This window comes from Hymenobacter sp. IS2118 (assembly GCF_000715495.1).
Classification (GTDB): domain Bacteria; phylum Bacteroidota; class Bacteroidia; order Cytophagales; family Hymenobacteraceae; genus Hymenobacter.
In genome coordinates this window covers 1-22,616 of sequence record NZ_JNLX01000158.1, presented here as the reverse complement: position 1 = coordinate 22,616, position 22,616 = coordinate 1, and the positions used below count along the sequence as shown (strand labels likewise).

At 60.2% G+C, this 22,616-nt stretch carries 21 protein-coding genes and 1 pseudogene; 13 read left to right on the top strand and 9 right to left on the bottom strand.

Annotation, left to right across the window (positions count from 1 at the left end; all coding sequences use genetic code 11):
• Positions 1 to 84: 84 nt before the first annotated feature.
• Positions 85 to 1,221, top strand: coding sequence for a glycosyltransferase (locus GM79_RS16495; RefSeq protein WP_035566022.1), 1,137 nt, complete (start codon positions 85 to 87; stop codon positions 1,219 to 1,221).
• Positions 1,222 to 1,262: 41 nt separating this feature from the next.
• On the opposite strand, the gene GM79_RS16490 is transcribed toward GM79_RS16495, so the two are convergent.
• Together GM79_RS16490 and purB are read right to left on the bottom strand one after the other, a co-directional pair.
• The gene (locus GM79_RS16490; RefSeq protein WP_035566019.1) at positions 1,263 to 2,366 is read right to left on the bottom strand and encodes a glycosyltransferase family 9 protein; all 1,104 of its coding nucleotides are present in this window, start codon (positions 2,364 to 2,366) and stop codon (positions 1,263 to 1,265) included.
• 323 nt (positions 2,367 to 2,689) lie between these two features.
• Positions 2,690 to 4,030 carry an adenylosuccinate lyase gene (purB, locus tag GM79_RS16485; protein ID WP_035566016.1) on the bottom strand — a complete coding sequence of 447 codons (1,341 nt, stop codon included), beginning with the start codon at positions 4,028 to 4,030 and terminating at the stop codon, positions 2,690 to 2,692.
• Between the two features lie 163 nt (positions 4,031 to 4,193).
• On the opposite strand from purB, the gene GM79_RS16480 reads away from it, so the two are divergent.
• Positions 4,194 to 6,317 (top strand): transglycosylase domain-containing protein, encoded by a 2,124-nt coding sequence (locus tag GM79_RS16480; RefSeq protein WP_152560040.1) that lies wholly within the window; start codon positions 4,194 to 4,196, stop codon positions 6,315 to 6,317.
• Positions 6,318 to 6,528: 211 nt separating this feature from the next.
• On the opposite strand, the gene GM79_RS16475 is transcribed toward GM79_RS16480, so the two are convergent.
• The 3 genes from GM79_RS16475 to hemG all read right to left on the bottom strand — a co-directional run bounded on the left by GM79_RS16475 (position 6,529) and on the right by hemG (position 9,803).
• The gene (locus GM79_RS16475) at positions 6,529 to 7,464 is read right to left on the bottom strand and encodes a TerC family protein (RefSeq protein ID WP_035566013.1); all 936 of its coding nucleotides are present in this window, start codon (positions 7,462 to 7,464) and stop codon (positions 6,529 to 6,531) included.
• A 100-nt stretch (positions 7,465 to 7,564) separates the two neighbouring features.
• The gene (locus GM79_RS16470; RefSeq protein ID WP_035566011.1) at positions 7,565 to 8,308 is read right to left on the bottom strand and encodes a polyprenol monophosphomannose synthase; all 744 of its coding nucleotides are present in this window, start codon (positions 8,306 to 8,308) and stop codon (positions 7,565 to 7,567) included.
• 121 nt (positions 8,309 to 8,429) lie between these two features.
• The gene (gene hemG / locus GM79_RS16465) at positions 8,430 to 9,803 is read right to left on the bottom strand and encodes a protoporphyrinogen oxidase (RefSeq protein ID WP_035566009.1); all 1,374 of its coding nucleotides are present in this window, start codon (positions 9,801 to 9,803) and stop codon (positions 8,430 to 8,432) included.
• A gap of 72 nt (positions 9,804 to 9,875) precedes the next feature.
• On the opposite strand from hemG, the gene GM79_RS16460 reads away from it, so the two are divergent.
• Complete coding sequence (locus tag GM79_RS16460; protein ID WP_035566007.1) at positions 9,876 to 10,388, top strand: D-glycero-alpha-D-manno-heptose-1,7-bisphosphate 7-phosphatase; 513 nt, start codon at positions 9,876 to 9,878, stop codon at positions 10,386 to 10,388.
• Between the two features lie 142 nt (positions 10,389 to 10,530).
• Here GM79_RS16460 and GM79_RS25555 read toward each other — a convergent pair whose 3' ends face one another.
• Complete coding sequence (locus GM79_RS25555; RefSeq protein ID WP_161787203.1) at positions 10,531 to 10,686, bottom strand: hypothetical protein; 156 nt, start codon at positions 10,684 to 10,686, stop codon at positions 10,531 to 10,533.
• A gap of 99 nt (positions 10,687 to 10,785) precedes the next feature.
• Entirely contained in the window at positions 10,786 to 12,180 is a 1,395-nt protein-coding gene (locus GM79_RS16450) for a decarboxylase (protein ID WP_035566004.1), read from the bottom strand.
• A gap of 389 nt (positions 12,181 to 12,569) precedes the next feature.
• On the opposite strand from GM79_RS16450, the gene GM79_RS16445 reads away from it, so the two are divergent.
• Positions 12,570 to 13,544: an arginase gene (locus GM79_RS16445; protein ID WP_035566002.1), complete on the top strand. Its 975-nt coding sequence runs from the start codon at positions 12,570 to 12,572 to the stop codon at positions 13,542 to 13,544.
• 26 nt (positions 13,545 to 13,570) lie between these two features.
• The gene (locus tag GM79_RS16440; RefSeq protein WP_035566001.1) at positions 13,571 to 14,713 is read left to right on the top strand and encodes an acyltransferase family protein; all 1,143 of its coding nucleotides are present in this window, start codon (positions 13,571 to 13,573) and stop codon (positions 14,711 to 14,713) included.
• Positions 14,714 to 15,149: 436 nt separating this feature from the next.
• On the opposite strand, the gene GM79_RS25010 is transcribed toward GM79_RS16440, so the two are convergent.
• Positions 15,150 to 16,043, bottom strand: a complete 894-nt coding sequence (locus GM79_RS25010; RefSeq protein WP_152560039.1) for a helix-turn-helix transcriptional regulator — start codon at positions 16,041 to 16,043, stop codon at positions 15,150 to 15,152.
• Positions 16,044 to 16,139: 96 nt separating this feature from the next.
• On the opposite strand from GM79_RS25010, the gene GM79_RS16430 reads away from it, so the two are divergent.
• From GM79_RS16430 to GM79_RS16395, 8 genes are all read left to right on the top strand, one after another.
• Positions 16,140 to 16,364 carry a hypothetical protein gene (locus GM79_RS16430; RefSeq protein ID WP_035565999.1) on the top strand — a complete coding sequence of 75 codons (225 nt, stop codon included), beginning with the start codon at positions 16,140 to 16,142 and terminating at the stop codon, positions 16,362 to 16,364.
• A 296-nt stretch (positions 16,365 to 16,660) separates the two neighbouring features.
• On the top strand, positions 16,661 to 18,463 hold the full coding sequence (locus GM79_RS16425) for an integrase catalytic domain-containing protein (RefSeq protein WP_161787202.1): 1,803 nt from the start codon (positions 16,661 to 16,663) through the stop codon (positions 18,461 to 18,463).
• Between the two features lie 87 nt (positions 18,464 to 18,550).
• Entirely contained in the window at positions 18,551 to 19,438 is an 888-nt protein-coding gene (locus GM79_RS16420) for an AAA family ATPase (protein ID WP_035565997.1), read from the top strand.
• A gap of 3 nt (positions 19,439 to 19,441) precedes the next feature.
• A complete protein-coding gene (locus tag GM79_RS16415) occupies positions 19,442 to 19,732 on the top strand; it encodes a hypothetical protein (RefSeq protein WP_035565996.1) in 291 nt (96 codons plus the stop codon).
• A 9-nt stretch (positions 19,733 to 19,741) separates the two neighbouring features.
• Positions 19,742 to 20,320: a hypothetical protein gene (locus tag GM79_RS16410; RefSeq protein ID WP_035565992.1), complete on the top strand. Its 579-nt coding sequence runs from the start codon at positions 19,742 to 19,744 to the stop codon at positions 20,318 to 20,320.
• A 38-nt stretch (positions 20,321 to 20,358) separates the two neighbouring features.
• Complete coding sequence (locus tag GM79_RS16405; RefSeq protein ID WP_035565989.1) at positions 20,359 to 21,000, top strand: hypothetical protein; 642 nt, start codon at positions 20,359 to 20,361, stop codon at positions 20,998 to 21,000.
• Entirely contained in the window at positions 21,000 to 21,293 is a 294-nt protein-coding gene (locus tag GM79_RS16400; RefSeq protein ID WP_035565986.1) for a terminase gpP N-terminus-related DNA-binding protein, read from the top strand. The genes GM79_RS16405 and GM79_RS16400 overlap by 1 nt, the downstream gene beginning before the upstream one ends.
• 315 nt (positions 21,294 to 21,608) lie before the next feature.
• A complete protein-coding gene (locus tag GM79_RS16395; RefSeq protein WP_035565984.1) occupies positions 21,609 to 21,818 on the top strand; it encodes a hypothetical protein in 210 nt (69 codons plus the stop codon).
• A gap of 21 nt (positions 21,819 to 21,839) precedes the next feature.
• Here GM79_RS16395 and GM79_RS25005 read toward each other — a convergent pair.
• Positions 21,840 to 22,616, bottom strand: a pseudogene (locus GM79_RS25005) (IS5 family transposase); the annotation flags it as partial.

Below are 22,616 nucleotides of genomic sequence, written 5' to 3'. Positions count from 1 at the left end.
TCGTGCATGAGCAAACGCAATACGCTGACTTTTGAGCGCTTGCTTAGATGTCAATTGGTAAGTGTTAAATGAACTATTGAATCGATGCGAGTAGTCATCATCGGGCCGGCTTATCCGTTGCGGGGCGGGCTGGCAACGTATAACGAGCGGTTGGCGCGGGCATTTCGAGAGGCGGGCGATGCGGTGCGCATCGTCACGTTTTCGCTGCAATACCCGAACTTTTTATTTCCAGGGCAGACGCAATTCAGCACCGAGGCGGAGCCGGCTGATTTGGATATCGAGGTGAGCCTGAATTCGGTGAACCCGCTGAGCTGGCTGAACGTGGGCCGGAAACTGCGGCAGGAAAAGCCTGATTTGGTGGTGTTTCGGTTCTGGCTGCCGTTTATGGGGCCGGCACTGGGCACGGTGGCGCGGCTGGTGCGCGGCAACGGGCACACCCGCATAGTGGCCATCACCGATAATGCGATTCCGCACGAGGCACGGCCGGGCGACGGGCCGCTGACGCGCTATTTCCTGCGTGCCTGCGATGGATTCGTGACCATGAGCCGCGCGGTGCTGGGCGACTTGCAGCGGCTTGGTTTTGGCAAAAAGCCGGCGCTGTACCGGCCGCACCCACTGTACGACAATTTTGGCCCGATACGGCCCCAGGCGGCAGCGCTGGCGGCGCTGGGATTGGCGGCCGATACGCGCTACCTGCTGTTTTTTGGGTTTATCCGGGCCTACAAGGGGCTTGATGTGCTGCTCGAAGCCTTTGCCGATGCCCGGCTGGCAGTCCTGCCGGTGAAGCTGATTATCGCAGGCGAGTTCTACGAAGATGCCGCGCCGTATGAGGTGCTCATTAAGCAATACAACTTAGAGAGCCGGCTGGTGCGGGCCACCGATTTCATTCCCAACGAAGCGGTGGCCGACTATTTCTGCGCGGCCGACCTCATCGTGCAGCCCTACAAAAACGCTACTCAAAGCGGCGTATCCCAGATTGCCTACCACTTCGAGCGGCCCATGCTAGTGACCGATGTGGGCGGCCTGGCCGAGCTGATACCCGACGGCGAGGTGGGCTACGTGGTGCCGCCCACCCCAGCCGCCCTGGCCGACGCCCTGGTCGATTTCTGCAACCATCCCGAAAAACAGGCGCTGTTCGAAGCCGGCACGCAGCGGGTGAAACAGCAGTTTTCGTGGCCCGTGATGGTGGCCGCGCTGAAAGAAGTGGCGCAAGTGCGGTAAGCTTTAGCTTGCCGTGCCACTCCCATACGGCAAGCTAAAGCTTACCGCACGACACTTTCGCGCACGGCCGCCAGCACTTTGGCTGCCGGCAGGTCCTCCATGCAGCTGGTGCCTAGCTGGCAGGTGCCCCGGTAGAAGCACACGCAGTCCTTGTTGGGCTGCACCAGCTGGCCCCGGCCGTAAAGGTCGAATTCGTGCGGATTGAAGATGTTATTCATCAAAATGGTGGGCTTACCGAGGGCAATGCTGATGTGCATGCCCATGGTCACCTGTGTCACAATGCCGTCCATCTGGTGCATCAGGTTAATAAACCGGGGGAGGGGAAACGTGCCCAGATAGGCGGCTCCGGTGGCGGCGTGCAGCTCACGGTTGCGCGGGTCTTCGGCCTCGCCACCCAGCAGCACGGGCACGTAGCCGGCCGCCTGCAGGCCGTGGATGAGCTCAATCCACTTTTCGGTGCTCCATAAGCGGGTGGTCCAGCGGTCGCCGCAGCCGGTGTTGAGGCCGATGCGGAGGCCGGTACCGGTGGCGGGCAGGGCGCTCCAGTCGTAGCCTTTGTCCTGGTGGGTGTCGAAAACGTATTCTTCGCCCCGAAAATCGAAGCCGCAAAGCTCGAAGATTTCCTGTACGTAGGGCTTGGTATTGGCCTGGCTTACCTGGTCGAAGATGCCGGTGAGGTACTTGTGCTCGGCCAGGGCGTTTACGGGCCAGGCCACGCCGTCGTGCGGGCGCAGGGCGTAGCCGAATTTCTCCGGCGCCTCAATGGTATTTAACAGCGCGCAGGCTTCTTTCTCTTTATCGAGGTTGATGACCACATCGAACTGTCGGGCCTGCAGCTGGAGGGCGCTGGCAAAATCAAACTTCAGAATCTCGTCCACCGCTTCTTGGGGCAGGATGGCGGGCGTATGCGTGAGCCAGGTAATGAAGCAGGCTGGCCGCTCCTGCCGCAGCCGCCGCAGCAGGGGCGTAGTCCGAATCACATCGCCAATGGCCCCGAGCTTAATAATCAGAATCCGGCTCGTGACCGGGGCATACACCGGGCAGCCCGCGCACACGTAGCCGTGGGTTTTGTTGGGGCGGCAGGGCAGGTCGCCGCGAAAGTGGCGGCAGTCGGGGTGAACGGAGACGTTCGAAAGGTCGGGCACGGCTAAAAAAACAATAGGTAGGCAAAAGTAGGGGATTGTTCAGCCTACAAAAAAAGCTGCTGCTCAGCAGCAAATGAATACTTTAATTGAGTAGCTGGCGCGCGTCTCCGACGCGTTGCCCCCTGGTTTCGCGTCTCTGACGCGCTGCGCTAACGAGACCAGACGGGGCGAACGGGGGCGTTTGGAAACGCCAAGCCAGCAAGCCACGCGTCGGAGACGCGCGCCAGCGGCTGAGGGCGTAAGTCCTGTACAACTTGAAAAAGCCAGTCGGGCAAGGTCGAACCTGTCATTGATAAAAGTCTTCACGAGTTCGACACCCAACCCTAGCGCCCCACGTAGCTCGCCGGCGTGATGCCGCGCAGCTCGGCCCGCACGCTTTCGCTCACGGCCAGCCCGTCGATGAACGCGCCGATGCTGGCTGCGGAAATGGCCTCGCCCGTGCGGGTGAGGGCTTTGAGGGCGTTGTAGGGGTCGGGGTAGGCTTCGCGGCGCAAAATGGTTTGGATGCCCTCGGCCACCACGGCCCAGTTGGCTTCGAGGTCGCGTTGTAATGCCGATTCATCCAGCGCCAGCTTGCCCAGACCGCGCTGCAGAGCACCGAGCGCGATGAGAATGTGGCCCAGCGGCACGCCCAGATTGCGCAGCACCGTGGAGTCGGTGAGGTCGCGCTGAAGGCGGGAAATGGGCAGCTTAGCGGCGAAGTGTTCGAGCAGGGCATTGGCGACGCCCAGGTTGCCCTCGGCGTTCTCAAAATCGATGGGGTTCACCTTGTGCGGCATGGCCGACGAACCTACCTCGCCGGCCTTGATGGTCTGCTTAAAGTAGCCCAGCGAAATGTACTGCCACACGTCGCGCGCCAGGTCGAGCAGAATGGTGTTGAGGCGTTTGAGGGCGTCGCAATGGGCTGCCAGGTGGTCGTAATGCTCAATTTGGGTGGTCGGAAAGGAGCGGCTCAACCCCAGCCGCTCGTTTACGAACGTGCCGGCAAACGCGTGCCAGTCCACCTGCGGATAGGCCACGAAGTGCGCGTTGAAGTTGCCGGTGGCCCCGCCAAACTTGGCTCCGAACGGTACCTGCGCCAGCAGCGTCACCTGGGCATCGAGCCGGGCCACGAATACCTCAATCTCCTTGCCCAGGCGCGTGGGCGAAGCGGGCTGGCCGTGGGTGCGGGCCAGCATGGGCACCGCGGCCCACTCCTGGGCGCGGGCCGCGAGGGCATTGCGCACCTGCGCGTAGGCCGGGAGCAGCTCGCCCATCAGCGCATCGCGGAAGCTCAGCGGAATGGCCGTGTTGTTGATGTCCTGCGAGGTGAGACCAAAGTGGATGAACTCCACGAAATCCCCCAGGCCAAGGGCCGTGAACTGGTCGCGCAGAAAATATTCCACGGCTTTTACATCGTGGTTGGTGACGGCTTCGTGGGCCTTGATGGCTTCGGCATCGGCCTCGGTAAAGCCTTCGTAGAGGCGGCGTAGGGCCGGAAAGCTTGTGGCCGCTACGCCCTGAAGCTGGGGCAGCGGCAGCTCGGCCAGACCAATGAAATACTCCACTTCCACCAGCACGCGGTAGCGCATGAGGGCCATTTCAGAAAAGCGGGCGGCCAACGGAGCCGTGGCGCGGGCGTAGCGCCCGTCGAGGGGCGAAAGAGCGGTAAGGGGACTGGGCATGGGGCAAAAGTACAGGCAGAACGCGGCGCGCCGTCACCTTTGGCTCCTCCGTAGTGCGCCCATTATCCGTATAGCACCCTTGGCGCGGTAAGGAACGAGCTGCTTCCCGCGCCCGTTTTTCTTACCTTTGACGCTGGCGAACCCGCCCATTCTATTTTATTCCGTGACTATATCGCCTTCCACCAAACGACTTATTATCGGCATTCTGGGCAGTGTGGCCTTGTTGCTGCTCGTGGCTTTCGCCGTGTTTCAGTGGAAGCGCCAGCAGCTGCTCACTTACGCGCTGGAGCGCGTAAAAGCCAAGGTTGAGAGCAAATACCCCGTTACGCTCACCCTGGGCCCGGCCCGATTTACGGGCTTCAAAACCGTGGAAATTACCGGCATGAGCCTTGTGCCCCGCGCCACTCCCGCTGATACCCTGCTGACCGCCCGGCGCCTGCAGGCCAGCCTGAGCGTGCGCTCGCTATTTGCCGGCCGGCCGGTATTCAGCGGCCTCGAAATCATCGCCGCCCGCCTCACCGCCCGCAAAACGGCCACCACCGACAATTTTGGGTTTTTAGCAAAAAAACAAGCCCCTAGTACCGTTCCGGTCGACACCTCCAAGGGCACCAACTACGGCCTGCTGCTGAACCGGATGCTCGAAGCGGGGTTCGATAATGTACCCGGCGAGGCCAGCTTTCGGGACTTTTACGTGAGCTATTCGAGCCCGCGCCACCGGGCCATCCTGCAGTTGCCGGAGCTGAGCATTCAGGACGGCGACATTTCAGGCCGGCTCACGGCCAACATCGATTCGGTGGTGAACGAGCTGGGCATCAGCGGCCACATCGAGCCGGCCGACTATGCCCTCACGGCCAGGGTCTTCGGCCGGGGTTCCTCGGTGCAGGTACCGTATTTGCCGCGCCGCTTTGGCGCTATGGTCAGCTTCGATACCGTGCTGGTGCGCCTCGACAGCAAAGACTTCGACAATGACGACACCGGCGGCCAGCTGCTGGTGCGCGGCTCGGTGGCGGCCCGCAACTTCAGCCTCTACCAGCCCAAGCTGGCGGCCGATGAGATAGAAATCAAGAGCGGTGCGCTCGATTTCGTGGCCCGGTTGGGCCGTGGTACCGCGTCGCTGGAAAAGGGCAGCCAGGTCACCATCAACAAGCTGGTGCTGTACCCCGAAATCAGCGTGCGGCTGAAGCCCAGCCGGGCGGTAACCATCAACGTGACGTCGGCCGAAACCGTGGCCAACGACTTCTTTTCGTCGCTGCCCACCGGTATTTTCGATGAGGTGCGCGGCGTGCGCGGCACCGGCACGCTCACCTACCGCATGAGCGGCAGCCTCGACCTGGCCCAGGTAGACAGCCTGAAGTTCGATTCCAGCCTCCAGGGCAACAAGTTCAAGCTCACCAGCTTTGGCAAAGAAGACCTGAGCAAGCTGAACACGGCCTTTGAGCACACGGTGTACAACGACAAAGGCGACTCGGTCCGCACCTTCCAGGTAGGGCCGCCGAACCCGGATTTCGTGTCCTACAACGACGTGTCGCCCTTCCTCATTCACGCCATCACCACGGCCGAAGACCCGCGCTTTTTCAGCCACAAGGGCTTCATGGAGAAAGCCTTCGTGAAATCGGCCATTCAGAATATCAAGGAGAAGCGGTTTGCCCGCGGCGGCAGCACGCTCTCCATGCAGCTGGTGAAAAACGTGTTTCTGACCCGGCAGAAAACCGTGGCCCGCAAGATGGAGGAAGCCCTGATGGTGTGGCTACTCGAAAACAAGCAGCTGGCCAGCAAGCAGCGCATGTTTGAGGTTTACCTCAATATTATTGAATGGGGACCCAGCCAGTTCCGCTGGCCCAGCGGCAAGCGCGGCGTGTACGGCGTGAAGGACGCGGCCCTGTTTTACTACGGCAAGCGCCCCAACGAGCTAAACCTGTCCGAAAGCCTGTACCTGGCCAGCATCATCCCCAAGCCCAAGTACGCCCGTTATTCTTTCGATGCCTACGGCGACCTGCGCCGCAGTACCCGCTACTTTTTCCGCCTCATTGCCGACATCATGGCCACCCGCGGCCTCATCACCGACAACGACCGGCAAAGCCTGCCCTATTCGCTGAGCCTGAACGGGCCGGCGCGGCGCTACATGAGCTTTGCCGCGCGCCCCGACACCACCCGCCTCACCCTGCAATCCGATTCGACGCAGTTTGAACCCCTCGATTTGTTGGATTTGCTCAACACCGGCGCGGCTCCCGATGCCGGTGTGAATACCGGTGCCGCCGAAATAGTGCCCGGCAAAGTGCCGCAGTAGTAAACCGGCACACAAGCTGCCACACAAGCTGGCGCGCGTCTCCGACGCGCTGCCTATTGGCTTCGAGCCTCTGGCTCGTGCGTAGAATGACGTTGCCGCCCCGCCCGCAGACGGCTAGCCTGAGGCTCGAAGCCAGTGGGCAGCGCGTCGGAGCCGCCTGCCAGCCGTTTTGCGTCAGAAGGGTGATGCGTAGTGGTTATTGGCTCACGTTTTACGCGGCAGGCGTATCAGCCTCCTTTTTGGGCCATATCACCGAGGCCAGCACGCTCAGCAGCAGCAGGCCGCCCACTACGCCCAGCGCCACCGGCATCGGGATGGGGTAAATGCTTTCCAGCAGGATTTTGGCCCCGATGAAGACCAGAATCAGCGAGAGGCCGTAGTGCAGATAGTGGAACAGGCGCATCATGCTGGCCAGGGCAAAGTACATGGCCCGCAGGCCCAGCAGGGCAAACACGTTGGAAGTGAAGACGATAAATGTGTCGCGCGTGATGGCCAGAATGGCGGGAATGGAATCGGCAGCGAACACCACGTCGGTGGTTTCCACCATCACCAGCACCACGAACAGGGGCGTGGCGAACCGCACCCCGTCGCGCCGCACGAAGAACTTGCCGCCCTCCATCTGCCGGGTAATGGGCAGGTGGCGGCTCAGAAAGCGTACCACGGAGTTGTTTTCGGGGTCTATTTCCGGGCCGTCGCCGCTGAGGCCCATGCGCACGCCGGTGTACATGAGGAAGGCGCCGAGCAAGTAAATCAGGAAGTGGAACTTGGCCAGTAGCGCGCCGCCCACCAGAATGAACAGGGCGCGTAGAACCAGCGCGCCCAGCACGCCCCAAAAAAGAATGCGGTGCTGGTACTGCGCCGGTACCTTAAAGTAATTGAATATTAGCAGGAAGACAAACAGGTTGTCGACGCTAAGCGCCTTTTCCACCAGGTAGCCCGTGAGCCATTGCAGGCCCGCCTCGGGGCCCATGGTGCGGTACACCAAAAAATTGAAGGCCAACGACAACGCCACCCAAAAGACACTCCAGCCCAAGGCTTCACGTAGCTTGATGGCGTGGGCTTTGCGGTTGAAAACCAGCAAATCGAGCAGTAGCAGCCCGATTACGAAGACGTTAAAAACGAGCCAAAACAGGGGAGTATTTTCCATGCGTTGGGGCAAGATACGCCAGGGCTAGCCAGCTGGTTGGCTTCAGCGCGTGTAATAGCAGTTTTGATTCGGCAACAAGGGAAAGAAACGGCGCCTCGAATCAGCGGCCGACTACGGGTTTTTGCGAATGAAACCAGCTGCTGATTTTCATTTGCAGCACGCCGAAAAACGCTTCTTTCACAATGCCCGACGACATCTTGGAGGTGCCGCGGGTGCGGTCGGTGAAAATGATGGGCACTTCCTTGATGCGAAAGCCCAGCTGGTAGGCCCGCCACTTCATCTCAATCTGAAAAGCGTAGCCGACGAATTTGATATTGGATAAATCGATGGCGCGCAGCACCCGCGCCGTGTAGCATTTGAAGCCCGCGGTGGCATCGCGAATGGGCATTCCCGTTATCAGGCGCACGTACCACGACGCGTAGTAAGACATCAATACCCGCGACATGGGCCAGTTGACCACGTTTACGCCCTGAATGTAGCGCGAGCCAATGGCCAGGTCGAAGTTTTCCTGACGGCAGGCATCGTGCAGGCGCAGCAGGTCTTCGGGGTTGTGCGAGAAGTCGGCATCCATCTCAAATACGTACTCGTAGCCGTGGCTCAGGGCCCACCGGAAACCGTGGATGTAGGCCGTGCCCAGGCCCTGCTTGCCCTGGCGCTCCTCCAGAAACAAGCGGTCCGGAAACTCCGTCTGCAAGCCGCGCACGATATCCGCCGTGCCATCGGGCGAGCCGTCGTCGATAATCAGCACATCGAAAGCCCGCGACAAGCTCATCACCTTGCGAATGATAAGCTCCGCGTTTTCGCGCTCGTTGTAAGTAGGAATTAAGACGAGGCCTTCACTCATGGGCTCAAAGATAGGGTTTCGCCGTACGAAGCTGCATGCTCCAACCGGTGCCCGGCTAGTAATTTGGTTTCCTAATAATAACGCTGCGGCTTTGCTACCCTCATTTAGCAGCCCGAAATAGTTATTGCCCAGCAGCTAGCGTAGCCGCCACCTGCCGGGCCCGGCGAATGCAGTCGGGGACGCTGACGCCGGCCCGCCAGTTGGCCACGGCCACGATATTTTCGGTTTCGAGCGCGGCGGCGGCGGCGTGGGCGCCCACAATACGGGCATCAAACTGGGGGATGCTGCGCGGCCAGAAATAACGCCCCTGCCAGCGCGGCGTCCCCGAAATACCGTAGAAACGGCTTAGCTCGGCGTGCACGGCGGCCTGCTGCGTGCCCTGCGGTTGGCTGGCAGCCGCTTCGTACTGCGAGCCGCCCACAAACGTGGTGAACAGCACCTGCCCCGCCGGCACGCGCTGCGGGTAGATGGCACTGGTCCAGATGGAGCCCGCCGCGTACGTGCCCTCCACCTTGGGATGCAGCGCCCCAAAGCCGTTGAGCGGATGCGTCACCGCCGCCCGGTCGTAAGCCGAAAATACCACGCTCATGGGCGGGTAATGGACGGCAGCCAACGCCGCCGCCGGCTCCGGAAAAAGGGGCTGTAGGAGCGGGGCGGCGGCGTAGGCCGGCAGCGCCAGGGCCACGTGGCTATAAGCCACGGCCGCCGGGCGGGGTTCGCCGGGACCGATGGCGGGCCAGCAGGCCGGGCTGCCCGCGGCCGGCGAACGCAGCTCGTAGGCGCCGGTAGCCGTGCGGATAATGCCCGACACCTGAACGCCGGGGTAGTAGTTGGTGAGTTTGGCCGCGATTGTATCAGTCAGGGTTTGTACGCCGCCGGCGAGGGTGACGATGCGGCGGCGGGGGGCGCCCTTGCCGGTTTTGGCCAGCCCCCGCAGCACCGAGCCGTATTGTTGCTCCAGGGCCGCCAGCTGCGGAAACGTTTTGTGCAGCAGCAGCTTTTCGGGGTCGCCGGCGTAGATGCCGGCCATGAATGGGTTGACGGCGTAGTCCACGATTTCGGGGCCGAACCGGCGGCGGAAAAACTGGGCCACGGTTTCGGCTTCATCGACTGGGGCGGCGGGCTGGCGGAATTCCTTCAGTAGCTGCCACTTGGCTTTCAGGCTGAAAAAACCGTTGGTGAGCAGGGTGGGGGGCGAGCCGGGCAGCTGGCGGTAGCGGCCGTCGCGCAGCACATAGCGGTGTTTGCTCACGGCGGCACTGTCCTCAATTTGTCCGGTCATACCGAGTTCGGCGAGCAGCTCCTCCAGTTCCGGGCTCAACTGTAGAGAGTTGGGGCCGGTTTCCAGCAGGTAGCCTTCGGGCGCGGCCCAGGTGCGGAGGTTGCCGCCGGGCTGGGCTTCGGCTTCAAACAGGTCGTAGGGCACCCCGGCTTGCTGCAGGTACCAGGCCAGGGTGAGGCCGCTGATACCGCCGCCAATAATGGCAATTTTCATAGTTTGAGTGCGAAAACGAGGGCTGCAAAGGTACCGCCACGGTCCTGGGATTCTGCCCGTAGCTTTGTACCGATGACAACAAAGAACAAAGCGATTTTTCTGGACCGCGACGGGGTTCTAAATGTGGAAATCGGCACTTACGTGTGGGAACCGGAGAAATTTGTCATTTGCGATGGGGTGCCCGAGAGTCTGGCCCGCCTCAAAGCGGCCGGCTACTTGCTCATCGTTGTCACCAACCAGGCTGGCATTGCTAAGGGCCTCTACACCGCCGCCGACGTGCAGGCCTGCTACGCCAAGCTGCAAGCTGCCTGCGCCAATGCCCTCGATGCCCTCTATTTCAGCGACGCCCACCCCAGCGTGAGCGAATCCATCCTGCGCAAGCCAAACTCCGCAATGCTGGAAAAAGCCGTGGCCCGCTTCAACCTCGACCCGGCGCAGTGCTGGATAGTGGGCGACCGGCTACGCGACATGGCCGCCGGGGCCGCGGCAGGCGTGCGCGGCATTCTGGTGGGAGAGGAGCCCGGCGAAGGGTTCGCACCGCATGTGGCGGACCTGCGGGCGGCCACCGATATTATGTTGCTGTAGGAACGCGCCTCGGCGCGTTTAATCTTTCAACGATTTTGCCTATGATGCCCTGCCGCCGAACGCGCCAAGGTGCGTTCCTACAGCACAAAAAAGGCCGGCTCCCCGTGTGGAGAGCCGGCCTTTTTGTAGTCAAAACCCAAGATTACTGGCGCTCGGCAGGAGTAGCGGTGCTAGCCATAACGGGCGCGGCAACTGGCTTCGCTACGGTGTTGCTGGTGTAGGCAGGGCAAATCTGGCGGTTGCAGGCACCGAGCGAGAGGGTCGCGAAACCGGCAGCGAGTAAAATGAGCTTCTTCATAATGATAAAAAAACGAGTGAGGATGGCGAATTTGGACTTCAAAGATAAGCAGCTACGCCTGCATTTCTCAAAAAATATGCCAGCGCTAAAATTGTATTTTTAGTACCCGAGGATGCGCATCATGCTGGCCGCTTCCTGGGCGGGCGCGAAAACATGGTCGGAGAGGGTGCCGTCCTCGGCGCGGTCGATGATGATGTGCTGCGGGGCGGGGATGAGGCAGTGCTTGATGCCGCCGTAGCCGCTCAGGCTTTCCTGGTAGGCGCCGGTGTGGAAGAAGCCCACATAGAGCGGCTGCGCATCGGCGGGTTTGCGCTCGGGCAGGAAGGTCTGGTAAATGTGCTTTTCGGAGTTGTAGTAGTCCTGCGAGTCGCAGGTGAGGCCGCCGAGCTGAATCTTCTTGTACTGCTTCTCCCAGCCGTTGAGCGCCAGCATGATGAAGCGCTGGTTGAGTGCCCAGGTGTCGGGCAGGTTGGTGATAAACGAGCCGTCAATCATGTACCAGAGCTCCTTGTCGTTTTGCAGTTTTTCGTCAAGGATGCTGTAAATCGTAGCCCCGCTTTCGCCCACCGTGAAGATGCCGAACTCGGTGAAAATATGGGGCTCGGGCACGCCTTCTTCCTTGCAGATGCGCTGGATGGTGCGCAGAATTTCGGCCACCATGTAGGGGTAGTCGTAGTCGGGCTGGATGCTGGTTTGGATGGGCAGGCCGCCGCCGATGTCAATGGTGGTGAGCGTGGGGCACACCTTGCGCAGCTCGCAATACTTGTGCACGAAGCGGCTCAGCTCCGACCAGTAATAGGACGTGTCCTTGATGCCCGTGCTGATGAAGTAGTGCAGCATGGTGAGCGTAAAGCGCGGGTCGTCTTTGATGCGCTGCTCGTAGATGGGGATGGCGTCGGAGTAGCGCACGCCCAGGCGCGAGGTGTAGAACTGGAAGCGCGGCTCCTCATCGGAGGCCAGGCGCATGCCGATGTTCACCTTCTCCGTCACGTGGTCGTGGTAGTATTCGATTTCGTTGGGCGAATCGATGATGGGCATGCAGTTCACGAACCCGTCGTTGATGAGGTCGGCGATTTCCTTTTTGTAGGCGTCGGGCTTGAAGCCGTTGCAGATGATGTGCTTCTGCTTGTCGACCTTACCCTGGGCGTGCAGGTTGCGGATGATGCTAATGTCGAACCACGACGAGGTCTCGAGGTGAATATCGTTTTTCAGGGCCTCCTCCAGCACGAAGCGGAAGTGCGACGACTTGGTGCAGTAGGCGTAGGAATAGGTGCCGGTGTAGCCGGTTTCGGCAATACCGTCGGCAAACCACTTTTTAGCCCGCTGAATCTGGGAGCTGATTTTGGGCAGGTAGGTGAGGCGCAGTGGGGTGCCGTACTTCTCTACGAGGGCCATGAGGTCGACGTCGTGGAAGCGCAGCTCGTGGTTTTGCACCGTAAAGTCGGCGGTGGGGAAATCGAAGGTTTGGGAAATCAGGTCGTGATAGGTATCCATTTTTAGTTGTCAGTTGCTGGTTGTCAGTTTTTAGCTGTCAGTTGCTAGTTGTTAGAATGTTTTTCACTAACAACGGACAACGAGCAATTGACAACTAACGGAAATTTCCGACCTTTACGGCGGGCAGTACAAAAGTACCGCCGGGGTCAGGATATAAACCGGAGAACTGCGCATTGTTCTTTCGGAAATCCGCCCTGCATCGTGACGATGGAACAGTAGCGACTTGGCTACGGCAGACACTTCTGCCGCAAGGCAGCGTGATTCTAGCTTTTAGCTCTCAGCTATTAGCCGTTAGCTTCTCCAATAATAAAGGGAGCCAACAGCTAACAGCTAATGGCTAACAGCTAAAAAGAACGGTGCCGCCATCCTGCTATCCCAATTCCCACCCGATGAAACGCATAAAATTACTGGAAGTCCGCTCCGAACTCGGGGCTGGCACGCGCGGCGCCAGCATGGGCATCGACGCGCTACGCGTGGCCTGCCTCAACAAGGGCTCCGATTACTTCCGCCGGTTCAACTCCGTGGTGGTGCCCGACCTGAACCACGTGCTGTTCGACAAAAACCACTTCCCCTTCGCCAAGCACATCGACAGCATCCACACCGTGCAGAAGGGCATAGCAAATGCCGTGGAGCAGACGCTCCGCTTCGGCGAGTTCCCGCTGGTGCTGGCCGGCGACCACAGCAGCGCCAACGCCACCATTGCCGGCATCAAGGCCACCTACCCCCACAAAACCCTGGGCGTGGTTTGGATTGATGCCCACGCCGACATTCACTCGCCCTACACCACGCCCAGCGGCAACATGCACGGCATGCCCCTGGCCGCCGCCCTGGGCCAGGACAACCTTGCGCACCAGCGCAACGTGCCCGAACCCGAAACCGAGTTTTTCTGGCGCCGCCTGCAGGATTTGGGCGAGCCCGGCCCCAAGCTCACGCCCAACCACCTGGTGTACGTGGTGGTGCGCGACACCGAGGAGCAGGAAAACGCCATTATCGACGAGCTGGGCATCAAAAACTTCAAGCTGCCGGAGTTCCGCGCCAAAGGCCCGCGCCAGGTGGCCCGCGAGATTTACGAGCAGCTGCGCTACTGCGACATGGTGTACATCTCCTTCGATGTAGATTCGCTGGATTCGCGCTTCAGCAAGGGTACCGGCACGCCGGTAGAGCTGGGCCTCGACGTGCCCGAAGCCATTGCCCTGTGCCGCGCCCTGCTCGAAAACGACCGGGTGGTGTGCTTCGAGATGGTGGAAATCAACCCCACGCTCGACAGCGAAAACACCATGGCCAACAACGCCTTCAACATCCTGGAAGCGGCCACCGAAGCCATTGAGCAGCGCCTGCGGCTGGACGAGGTGGTGAGCAGGTAAGCCGCGTTGGCTCCTACTTTTGGCCGATGCCCGACGCCACGTTCTACCGCCGGCCCAGCGGCCCGGTTTATTTCCCCAACCTCAACGGCTTGCGCTTTGTGGCCGCGGTGCTGGTCATCATCAACCACATCGAGCAGCAGCGCCTGTTTCACGGCCGCCCGTCGCTGAGTGCCTGGCCGGTGGTGCAGCGCATTGGGGATGAGGGTGTAACGTTGTTCTTCGTGCTCAGCGGCTTTCTCATTACCTGCCTGCTGCTGCTGGAGCAAGAGCAAACGGGCCAGCTGGCGGTGGGGCAATTCTACAAGCGGCGGGCGCTGCGCATCTGGCCTCTGTACTATGCCGTGGTGGCGGTGGCCCTGCTGGTGTTGCCGCACGTGCCGCTGCTGCGCGAAAATTTCTTTAGTGCCGCCATCCCGCAGCTGCCTGAAAAGGCCCTGCTACATGTGTTGCTGCTGCCCAACGTGGCGCTGGCGCTCTACGGCGGCATTCCGTTCCTGTCACAGGCCTGGTCCATTGGCACCGAGGAGCAGTTTTACCTGGTGTGGCCGTGGGTGCTGCGCCAGGCGGGGGCGCGGGTGCTGCCGGTGGTGGGCGGTATTTTCCTGCTCCTGATGGTAGCTCAGCGCGTCATCGTGGTGGCGTTTCACGCCGCCCAGCCCGCGCCGGGCCTGGTACTGGGGTTCGCCTTCAACTTCCTCTACTTCTTTCGGCTCGACTGCCTGGTGATTGGGGCGGTGCCGGCCATCCTGCTTTTTCAGCGCCGCACGGCCGTGTTGCGCTGGCTGATGGCCCCGGTCACGCAGTGGCTGTGCCTGCTGACGGTGCTGGGCCTGTTGGGCTGGGGCCGGGTTTTTCCCCTACACGAGCAAGTGTACGCGGCCTTGTTCGCGGTGTTGATTCTGAATTTGGCCGCCGCCGCAAAGCCGATTATCAGCCTGGAAAATAGCTGGCTCAACTACCTGGGTAAGCTGTCGTACGGGCTCTACATGCTGCATTACCTGGCGGTGGCCCTGGTGCTGATATGGCTCGGCCCCTGGCTCGACGCGCAGGTGGGTTGGCTGCGCTGGCTCCTTACCCTGCTGGCCAGCCTGGGGCTCAGCGTACTACTGGCCATGGCGTCGTACTACGGCTTGGAGCGGCCGTTTCTGCGCCGCAAGCGCCGCTCGTAACTCAGGCGCAAACCCCACTCCTAACCCCTCCCCTCCGGGAGAGGGGGACTAGAATTAGTTCTAAAAATCTAGTCGTCAAAAGTTAAGACTATGGGACTTACGCCCTCAGCCGCTGGCGCGCGTCTCCGTCGCGTTGTAGGGGGGGTATTACAAAGAGTTGAAATTAAAGGGGTGCACGAAGTGCAACGATATAGGGGTTAAGTAGCTGAAAATTCAGCCATTGTCGTAAATTTTCGCGTACCCTTTCGGCAATTCAATTTGTTGAAGGTACTCCATTTTACTACAGTCAATTGTTAATTATCCGAGCTAAAACCCCGCTCAAAAGACTAGACACTTCAATTTTGACCTGAACAATGGTCCTTAACTCAACGAAACGGGCCTAAAAACCGCACTACGTGGTTTCTGGGCTCGTTTCGTTGGTTTCCATCCAATGAGTTTATTGAGGTGGTCCTGTGCCGTTTACTTTCAGGTGCTCAGATAGCCATTCGTGCAACTCGTAATGCAGGGGTGTATTCCTGACTGCTGTTATCATGCTTGGGAACTGCTCAACAATGGATGTAACCATGTTAAAAATAGCCGATTCCAGCCCTTCTAACTGAGGTTGAAGCTTGCCTAGTGGTGCGGTTAATTCGGAAATTTTGGCGGCTGCCTGGGGCATTGTTGACTCCCCATCAATTACTTGGTCGAGCACCTTATCTATTTGGCCTTGAACGGCTTTATGCAGGCCAACCAATATTTGGTCTGAGTAACGACCGAGCTGCCCGGTCAAGAAATAGTCGTTTAGGGTAGCTGATACGGCTTCGGGGTGGCGCTTGTATAGTTTGGCCTCTGTCACGCGGCGGTCTGCCCAGCGGCGGCCGGCTTCACCACCCACGGCGCGGGCTTCCGCAAAGTTGTGGATACCGTCCGCTTTCAACAAATTGAATTGCCGATTTTCTTCTTTTGAATCGGGTGGGTTTATTGTGCTTTCCCCTGTTTTTATTGTCGAAGATTGAGCCGGTAGTGTGCTTGGGGGTGTGCTTAGGGGTGTGCTTAGGGGTGTGCTTAGGGGTGCATAAAAATCCTGCTTTCTTTTATACATTTCTGCCATTTCGACACCCGAATAATTCATATTTCTGCCGAGTAGGCCAACGCCTGTCAGAAGCCATGTTGCATCAATATCTGGGTAAGTTGTCACGATGCCCTCAAGAAGTTGGGAATCGGGCTTATTCCGCCCCTGTGTGATGTTCGCAATTCGTGAAGATGTAGTACCTAAACTCTTCGCAAACGCTGCTTTTGTTAAACCTAGGTAGGTTATCAGAGCACTGATTCGGTCGTTAATTGTATCCATTTGTCAGATTTTTTCTTTACGATGAGTACACATTTCTGATTAAGTCAGAAATCTTTCTTATACTTGTGGCAGATTCCTTAAAAAACGCTGCAAGTTATGTTGAATCGTCAAGAACTCAGAGAATCGTTGCCCTACGGGGCGCTGACTGAAATAGCTAACCGCGCCGGGGTTTCCCCTGCTATGGTCACTAATTGGTTTCGTTCACACAGCAATAACTTAAAGGTGCAACAAGCGGCCTTGGAAATTCTGGCGGAACGAAAAGCCTTCGAAAAAGCCGCTCAGCAGCAATTTGAGGCAGCAATGCAAGGCGAGAAGATATGAGCACGGGCCTGGTACTCATAGGAGGCCAGCCTTATGTGAGCCGGGGGCTGCTGACGGACAGCGGCGTACCCTTGAACACCGTGAAGTCTTGGCGCACCTCAAAGCGGATAGAAAAACAGTCGCTGGAAAGCGGGCTGCATTACCGCTATGAAACCCTGCCCGATTCTGCCCGTGCCAGCCTCCCTTACGTGGATGCAGCAGCAGCGAAGCGGGCTGCTATGGGTGCGCAAGCGGCTGCCGATGCTCAACAGGCATTAGCTCTAGCGGAAGGTCGGCAACTGCAACTTGTTTATGACTTGCGCCAAGCCGTAGAAAAGGGCTGGGCAGCCTACAAACAGCCGTTTGTACTGGCGCTGGGCATGACGAATGAAGGCCACGCGGCGGCGGAACCACTGGCCCGGCTGCAAGCGGCCCTGGAATGGTGCTTGCAGGAAGTGCCCCGCGCCTACAGCCTGCGCGAAGTATTGCCCGCGTTCCAATCGTTGGGGCTGATTTTCTGCCCTGAGCAGGGCGCACGGGGCGGCGAAGGGGCTTATGCCAGCCTTAGCCGCAAACTGAGCCAGTACCGCGCCGCGCCGAATAAAACAGCCTACCTGCTGGCGAAACGAGGCGCACCCCGTGGCAATCGCAACCGCCGCAAGATGGAGGAAGCGCATATGAAATGGCTGATTAAGTACTTCAAAAAGGACGAAAAGCCCACCAAAGAGCAAACGCACCTGGCGTACCTGGCCTACCGGGAAGCAACGCGGCCCGATTGGCCCGTGCTGAGTGTGCGGACGGTGGGCAACCTGCTGAAAGAGCGCAAACCGGCCTGGTTTGGAGGCCGCCACGGCAAGGCCGCCGCGCACAAAGAACTAGGCTACAAAATATTGAAAAAGCTCCCTGGCTTCCCTGATTTGCTGATTGAATTTGATGGCACCAACGAGCCCCTGACGTTCATTAACGAGGCGGGCAAGGAGGTAACCAACCTGTATTCGGTGCGGGTGTGGGACGTGCATTCTGGCTGCATTGTGGGCAGTGCCTACGGCTTCACGGAAACGGCGGATTTGGTGCTGGCGGCGCTGCAAGACTACTTCACGCGCTGGGGCCGGGTGCCCCGCCAGTTTCGTTTTGATAAAGGCGCGGCCAACACCAGCGGCCGGGTGCAAGCCCTGCTGGAAAAAACCGGGGCCATTGCCTTTGCCAGCGAAGCCGGCCGGCCCACGGCCCGCCGGAGTGAGCAACTGCTGGGGCAGTTTCAAAAAACGGTACAGCGCAAGCTGCCCTGGTGGCGCGGGCCGAACATTACGAGCAACGCCAACCTGGATTTGCAGGCCAACCCCGAACGGCTGGCGGCAGCCCAGCAGGAGCGGGTATCGGTGGCGGCCGTGGTGGCCCGGTGCCGGGCCTGTGAGGTGGAATGGAACAACCGCTGCCCCGGTGCCCGCGCTGCTGAGCGCCGCTCCCCAATGGAACGCTACCTAACGGGTGCCGAAACGGCCGCTAAACTGACGCTGGGCGACCTGGCAAACCTGCTGTATGTGAAGCGCCAGCGGCCGGTAACCTTCACCAGCACGGGGCTAAAAATAGAAGTGGAGGCAGTGGACTACGTGTTTGAGCCGCAAGACGCGGACTTTGCGCCGGACCAGGCCGCTTGCTTCGCCGCCAACGGCCACGCCTTTGAGGTGTGGGAAGCCCAGGATGGCAGCCGCGAACAAGTGCTGGTGCGCCGGGCCGATGGCAAAGGCGACTGGCAGGTAATGGGCCGCAAGTACGCTTACTCGGAAAGCCTGCTGGAGCTGCGGCCGGGCGATGCGGAACGCCGCCGCCAGACGGTGGCGGGAAGCAAAACCCTGCTGGCGGACCTGGCAACGGTGGAACCGGAACCGGAACCCGCTGAGGCCCTGGGCGCGGCAGAGCTGGGCCACACGGGCCTAAGTAAGAACGACTGGAACGCCGTGAATGCCGAAGCCGAAACGGCTCGGGCGCTGCCCACGGGCCGCCGCCAGAAGCCGGCCACCGTTGCGGCCGCGCTCCCGGTGGCCCACCGCTCCATGAGTGGCGCGGAATGGGACAGCGGCCCCGAAGGCAGGCTAACCGACCTGGAAGTAATGGACTGACCCCAAAAAAGGAACGCGGTCGGGGATGAAGGCCCGGCCGCGCTACCACTTCAAAAGGCTTTAAATCTCACTTAAACACCCTTTCAAATGCCAAAGCTAGAACAGCAGCAGCAAATTCAGCAGGGGCTACAGGCCCTACTGAGTAAAAAACGCCTCTCGCAAAACGAGCTGGCGCGGTTGGCCGACGTATCGGCAGCCAACATCAGCCATATTCTGAACGGCCGGGCCGATAAGCCTATCAGTGAGGAACTATGGAACCGGGCCGCTGCCGTGCTGGGCGACCTGGGCAGCCAGCATATCATCAACACCAGCAATTTTGACGCGGTGCGGGCTACCTGTGAGCAAGCCCGCGAAGAATGTTCGCTGGCTATCGTGCTGGGCGAACCGGGCTACGGCAAAACGTCGGCTTTGTGGCACTACTACAGCCGCCAGCCGCACACGTATTTCGTGGCGTTTCGCTACTCGGACAGCCGCCGCGAATTCTTCCTGCGCACGGCCCGCGCCCTGGCGGTGGACACGGGCAAGCGCCCAACGCTGGCGCAACTCATTCAGCTTTGCGCCGACAAACTGAACGCCACCACGGGCAGTCTGCTACTCATTGACGAGGCCAGCACCATGCAGCCCGAAAAGCTGAACTACGTGCGGGAATTGCGCGAACTGACGCAACAGAACGCGGGTATCGTGCTGGCGGGGGCCACCTACTTTGAAAGCCGGCTGAAACGCTACACCACCCGCGAACGGGACGGGATACCCGAATTTGTGAGCCGGATAAGCCGGGTAACAAAACTGGCCACTCCCACCAAACGGGAGCTGCTGGCCGTGGCCCGCGCCAACGGGGTGCCCAGCGAGGCAGCGGCGGAACTGCTGAAAAATGCCCCGCTGCTGCCCGAATACCGGGGCTTGCGCCACCTTATCCGGGGCTACCACCGCACGGCCACCGCTGCCCAGCCCGCCGAAACGATTGCTGCTGTCTGAGCTATGGCCGCCCGCAAGAAAACTCCGCCCCCGTCCTGCCTCGACTGTCAGCACCTGCTAGCTGAGCTGGCGAAGGTGCAACGCCAGCAACGCAAACAGGCCGCCGAATTCCGAGAACTCAATACGCAAACCCAAAGCCTATTGACCGCCCTATCAGCAGCCCGTGAAAAGATTCAACACCTGGAAACGGCGCTGGATTACCACCGCTTCACGCAGCCTTATCTACTTCACCTGTTCGGGCAGCACTTGCCGCAAGGCAACGCGCTGGCAGCCGGACTTTCTCACTTCAACTAACATCTAGCCATGCACGTTTCCCCCCTCCTTCGCCCCGTGAGCGGGCTTGCTCAGGCCCTGGCGTTGAACGCGGCCGAACTCGATAATAAGCAGCGGTTTGCCCAGTTGCACGCCCTCAAAAAAGACGTGCCGTTTGGCTGTGGCCCGGCTGAGCTGGCCCCGCAAGCCTACGACCCGCACCCCGAAGCCGCTGCCTGGCAGCGCAACCTAGAGGGCTTTTTGCAGCGGTTCCATACCGTGGACCGGAGCGCCAACCCCTACAACGACCACCGGTTTTTTACCCATGCCCCCGTGCTCAGCAGCGGGTGGGCCGAAGCACCCGAAGCGGCCCGCTTCACGGCCCTCAACAGCAGGTGGGCCACCGCCGCCGACGTAGCCCGCGCCCTGGTAGCGCCCGGCCGGTCGGACGGTGGCCCACACAACGCGGCCCTGGTGAATCGGTTTCGGCTGCTACTGGAAGTGAGCGGCTTTGATAAGCGGTTTCCCGTGCTACTCGACCGGAACGGGCTGCTGCTGGACGGCTGGCATCGGCTGCTGGCGTGTGCTCAGACGGGCCAACGGTACTTCTTTCTTCAACTCGATTTCTAAGCCTTTCTGTTTTCACCTGTAAAAACCTATTTCCAGATATGAAAATGTCCCCCGCCCAAAACAAGCGCCTCAATGCCTTGCTGACGCAAACCGGCATGAACGGCGAAGAAGAAAAGAGCGCCCTGGTGCTCTACTTTACTGCCAACCGTTCCACCTCTCGCAAGGACCTGGAACCGCACCAAGCGCAAGCCCTAATAGACCACCTTGCCAGCGTGTCCGGCTTGCCCGGCTACACCCCACCTCGCCACGCGGCCCCGGCAGCTCAACCCGCGCCCGTGGTTTCGGCTCCCGCCGCGAAGCCCAGCAGCAGCCGGGCCAGCAAGCCCAAAGCCGTGCCCAGCCCCGAAGCGGCCAACCGGATGCGCCGGAAAATCTTTGCCATTGGCCGGGCTATCGGCTGGCTCAGTGGCGACACCGACGAAGACCGGGCCATGAACCGCGCCAAGCTCGACACGTTTCTACGGACCAAGAGCTACCTGAAAAAGCCGCTGAACTACTACGCCCCGGCCGAACTGCCCAAGCTGGTAGCCCAATTTGAGCTGATTGAAAAGCACTACGCCAAGTCGGCTGACAACCGGGCCGCTGGGGATGCCGTGGCCGAGCTGTTGGCCGGCCTTGATTTGTCGGTAGCTGCCCAGCCGGCCCGCCGCGCCCGTTCCACCCGTAAGCCCGCTCTCTAATGGCTCAATCTAAAAACGCCGCCCGTGCCCGTGCCTTCACCCTTTACTGCGAAGGCACGCAACAGAAACAGATTGCCGCGATGGTAGGCGTCACCGAAAAAACGGTGAGTGGCTGGAAGCTGACGGATAAGTGGGAGGAACTGCGCGGTCCGGCTACGCTGCTGGGCAAGGTGCCGGCCTGGGGAGTACGGGTACTGCAACTGCTGGGCGAACAACAGACGGAGCTAGCCCAACTTCACGCTACCGTAGCGGCCCTTAACGCCCGCCTGGCGTCACTCTTGCCCCCCGCTTAACTGCCCGCAAGTGTCCCGTTTCCGCCCGTTCCGCTGCCCAGCGGGGCGGGCGGTTTCGGTAGCTGCTGGGCGCAAAAAAGGGCAGCCCAGTGAGCCGCCCTTTTCACCATGTATAAGACTGCCGGGAACCAATCCGACGGGCAAAGCTAAAAAAGCCTTGCCTACAACGACGGAAGAAAGGAAATTGCCATCGTTTTTACCCCCGTGCCGTGGGGTAAATAACTACACCAGTTGTATTTAGGCTGTTTCTGGATTCGCTTTATGGTAAACTGGTGTAGTAGTATTGTCCATTCATTGTAAGAATAGTTTTTGCTCATGCCCCGAATTAATCCGCTGCAATTAAAACGCGAAGCCGATATCAAGGCCCTGTATCTGCAATTGAAATCGGAGAAGAAATTTTCCGACGATTACATCCTGGACACCGTGGGCGCAAAATTCTACTTGGCCCCCAAAACGATTAGTCGGATTGTCTGGGGCGAGTACGATTACAAACGTCAGAAAAGAGCACAAGCCGCTAGGGCGTGAGGACATTAAGAAATGAGTTATTCATCTAAGCCAATCAAGTGCTGCTCCGATATGCCAGAACGCGAGGAAGGAAACGATGGTCTTCTCGTAGCGGGTGGCCAAGCGGCGATACTGCTTCATGCGTCCGAAAAAGCGTTCGATTTTGTTGCGGTCGCGGTAGGCATTCTCGTCCAGGGGCAGCGGTTGGGTGCGGTTGGGGTGGCTGGGGATGACGGCTTGAATACCGCGTTGAGCGCAATAGGCGCGGGTTTGGTCGCTGTCGTAGGCCGTGTCGGCCACTACCTGGCCCACGTCGAGGCCGTCGAGCAGGGGCAGCGCCTGCGGGCTGTCGCCGGCCTGGCCGGGGGTGGCGAGCAGGCGCACCGCGTTGCCCAGCGACTCGACGCAGGCGTGAATTTTGGTGCTCATCCCGCCCCGGCTGCGGCCGAGGCACTCGGTCTGAGCGTCGCTTTTTTTTGGCCCGCCGCGTGCTGGTGCGCCCGCACGATGGTCGAGTCGAGCAGCACCCAGTCCAGCTCCGGCGCTTGGACGACCTGGAAAAGGCGGCGCCAGACGCCTTTTTCGGCCAGCCGGCGGAAGCGTTTGCGGGCCGTGTCGGACTTGCCGAAGCGTTCGGGCAGGTCGGCCCACGGGCAGCCGGTGCGCATTATCCACACCACAGCGTTGAAAAACAGCCGGTTATCGACGGCCGTCGCCCCGCCATCGGCGGCCTTGCCGGAGAGGTGCGGGGCAACCAGGGCCCAGGTAGCATCAGAAATTTCGTGACGGCGCATGCTGAAAAGTAAATAAGCAGTAAAC

Bases quoted from the DNA above. Each gene is read 5' to 3' on its own strand.
- GM79_RS16495 (WP_035566022.1), top strand. From the start codon at position 85: ATGCGAGTAGTCATCATCGGGCCGGCTTATCCGTTGCGGGGCGGGCTG.
- purB (WP_035566016.1), bottom strand. From the start codon at position 4,030: ATGCCCAGTCCCCTTACCGCTCTTTCGCCCCTCGACGGGCGCTACGCC.
- GM79_RS16475 (WP_035566013.1), bottom strand. From the start codon at position 7,464: ATGGAAAATACTCCCCTGTTTTGGCTCGTTTTTAACGTCTTCGTAATC.
- GM79_RS16470 (WP_035566011.1), bottom strand. From the start codon at position 8,308: ATGAGTGAAGGCCTCGTCTTAATTCCTACTTACAACGAGCGCGAAAAC.
- hemG (WP_035566009.1), bottom strand. From the start codon at position 9,803: ATGAAAATTGCCATTATTGGCGGCGGTATCAGCGGCCTCACCCTGGCC.
- GM79_RS16460 (WP_035566007.1), top strand. From the start codon at position 9,876: ATGACAACAAAGAACAAAGCGATTTTTCTGGACCGCGACGGGGTTCTA.
- GM79_RS25555 (WP_161787203.1), bottom strand. From the start codon at position 10,686: ATGAAGAAGCTCATTTTACTCGCTGCCGGTTTCGCGACCCTCTCGCTC.
- GM79_RS16450 (WP_035566004.1), bottom strand. From the start codon at position 12,180: ATGGATACCTATCACGACCTGATTTCCCAAACCTTCGATTTCCCCACC.
- GM79_RS16445 (WP_035566002.1), top strand. From the start codon at position 12,570: ATGAAACGCATAAAATTACTGGAAGTCCGCTCCGAACTCGGGGCTGGC.
- GM79_RS16440 (WP_035566001.1), top strand. From the start codon at position 13,571: ATGCCCGACGCCACGTTCTACCGCCGGCCCAGCGGCCCGGTTTATTTC.
- GM79_RS25010 (WP_152560039.1), bottom strand. From the start codon at position 16,043: ATGGATACAATTAACGACCGAATCAGTGCTCTGATAACCTACCTAGGT.
- GM79_RS16430 (WP_035565999.1), top strand. From the start codon at position 16,140: ATGTTGAATCGTCAAGAACTCAGAGAATCGTTGCCCTACGGGGCGCTG.
- GM79_RS16420 (WP_035565997.1), top strand. From the start codon at position 18,551: ATGCCAAAGCTAGAACAGCAGCAGCAAATTCAGCAGGGGCTACAGGCC.
- GM79_RS16415 (WP_035565996.1), top strand. From the start codon at position 19,442: ATGGCCGCCCGCAAGAAAACTCCGCCCCCGTCCTGCCTCGACTGTCAG.
- GM79_RS16410 (WP_035565992.1), top strand. From the start codon at position 19,742: ATGCACGTTTCCCCCCTCCTTCGCCCCGTGAGCGGGCTTGCTCAGGCC.
- GM79_RS16405 (WP_035565989.1), top strand. From the start codon at position 20,359: ATGAAAATGTCCCCCGCCCAAAACAAGCGCCTCAATGCCTTGCTGACG.
- GM79_RS16400 (WP_035565986.1), top strand. From the start codon at position 21,000: ATGGCTCAATCTAAAAACGCCGCCCGTGCCCGTGCCTTCACCCTTTAC.
- GM79_RS16395 (WP_035565984.1), top strand. From the start codon at position 21,609: ATGCCCCGAATTAATCCGCTGCAATTAAAACGCGAAGCCGATATCAAG.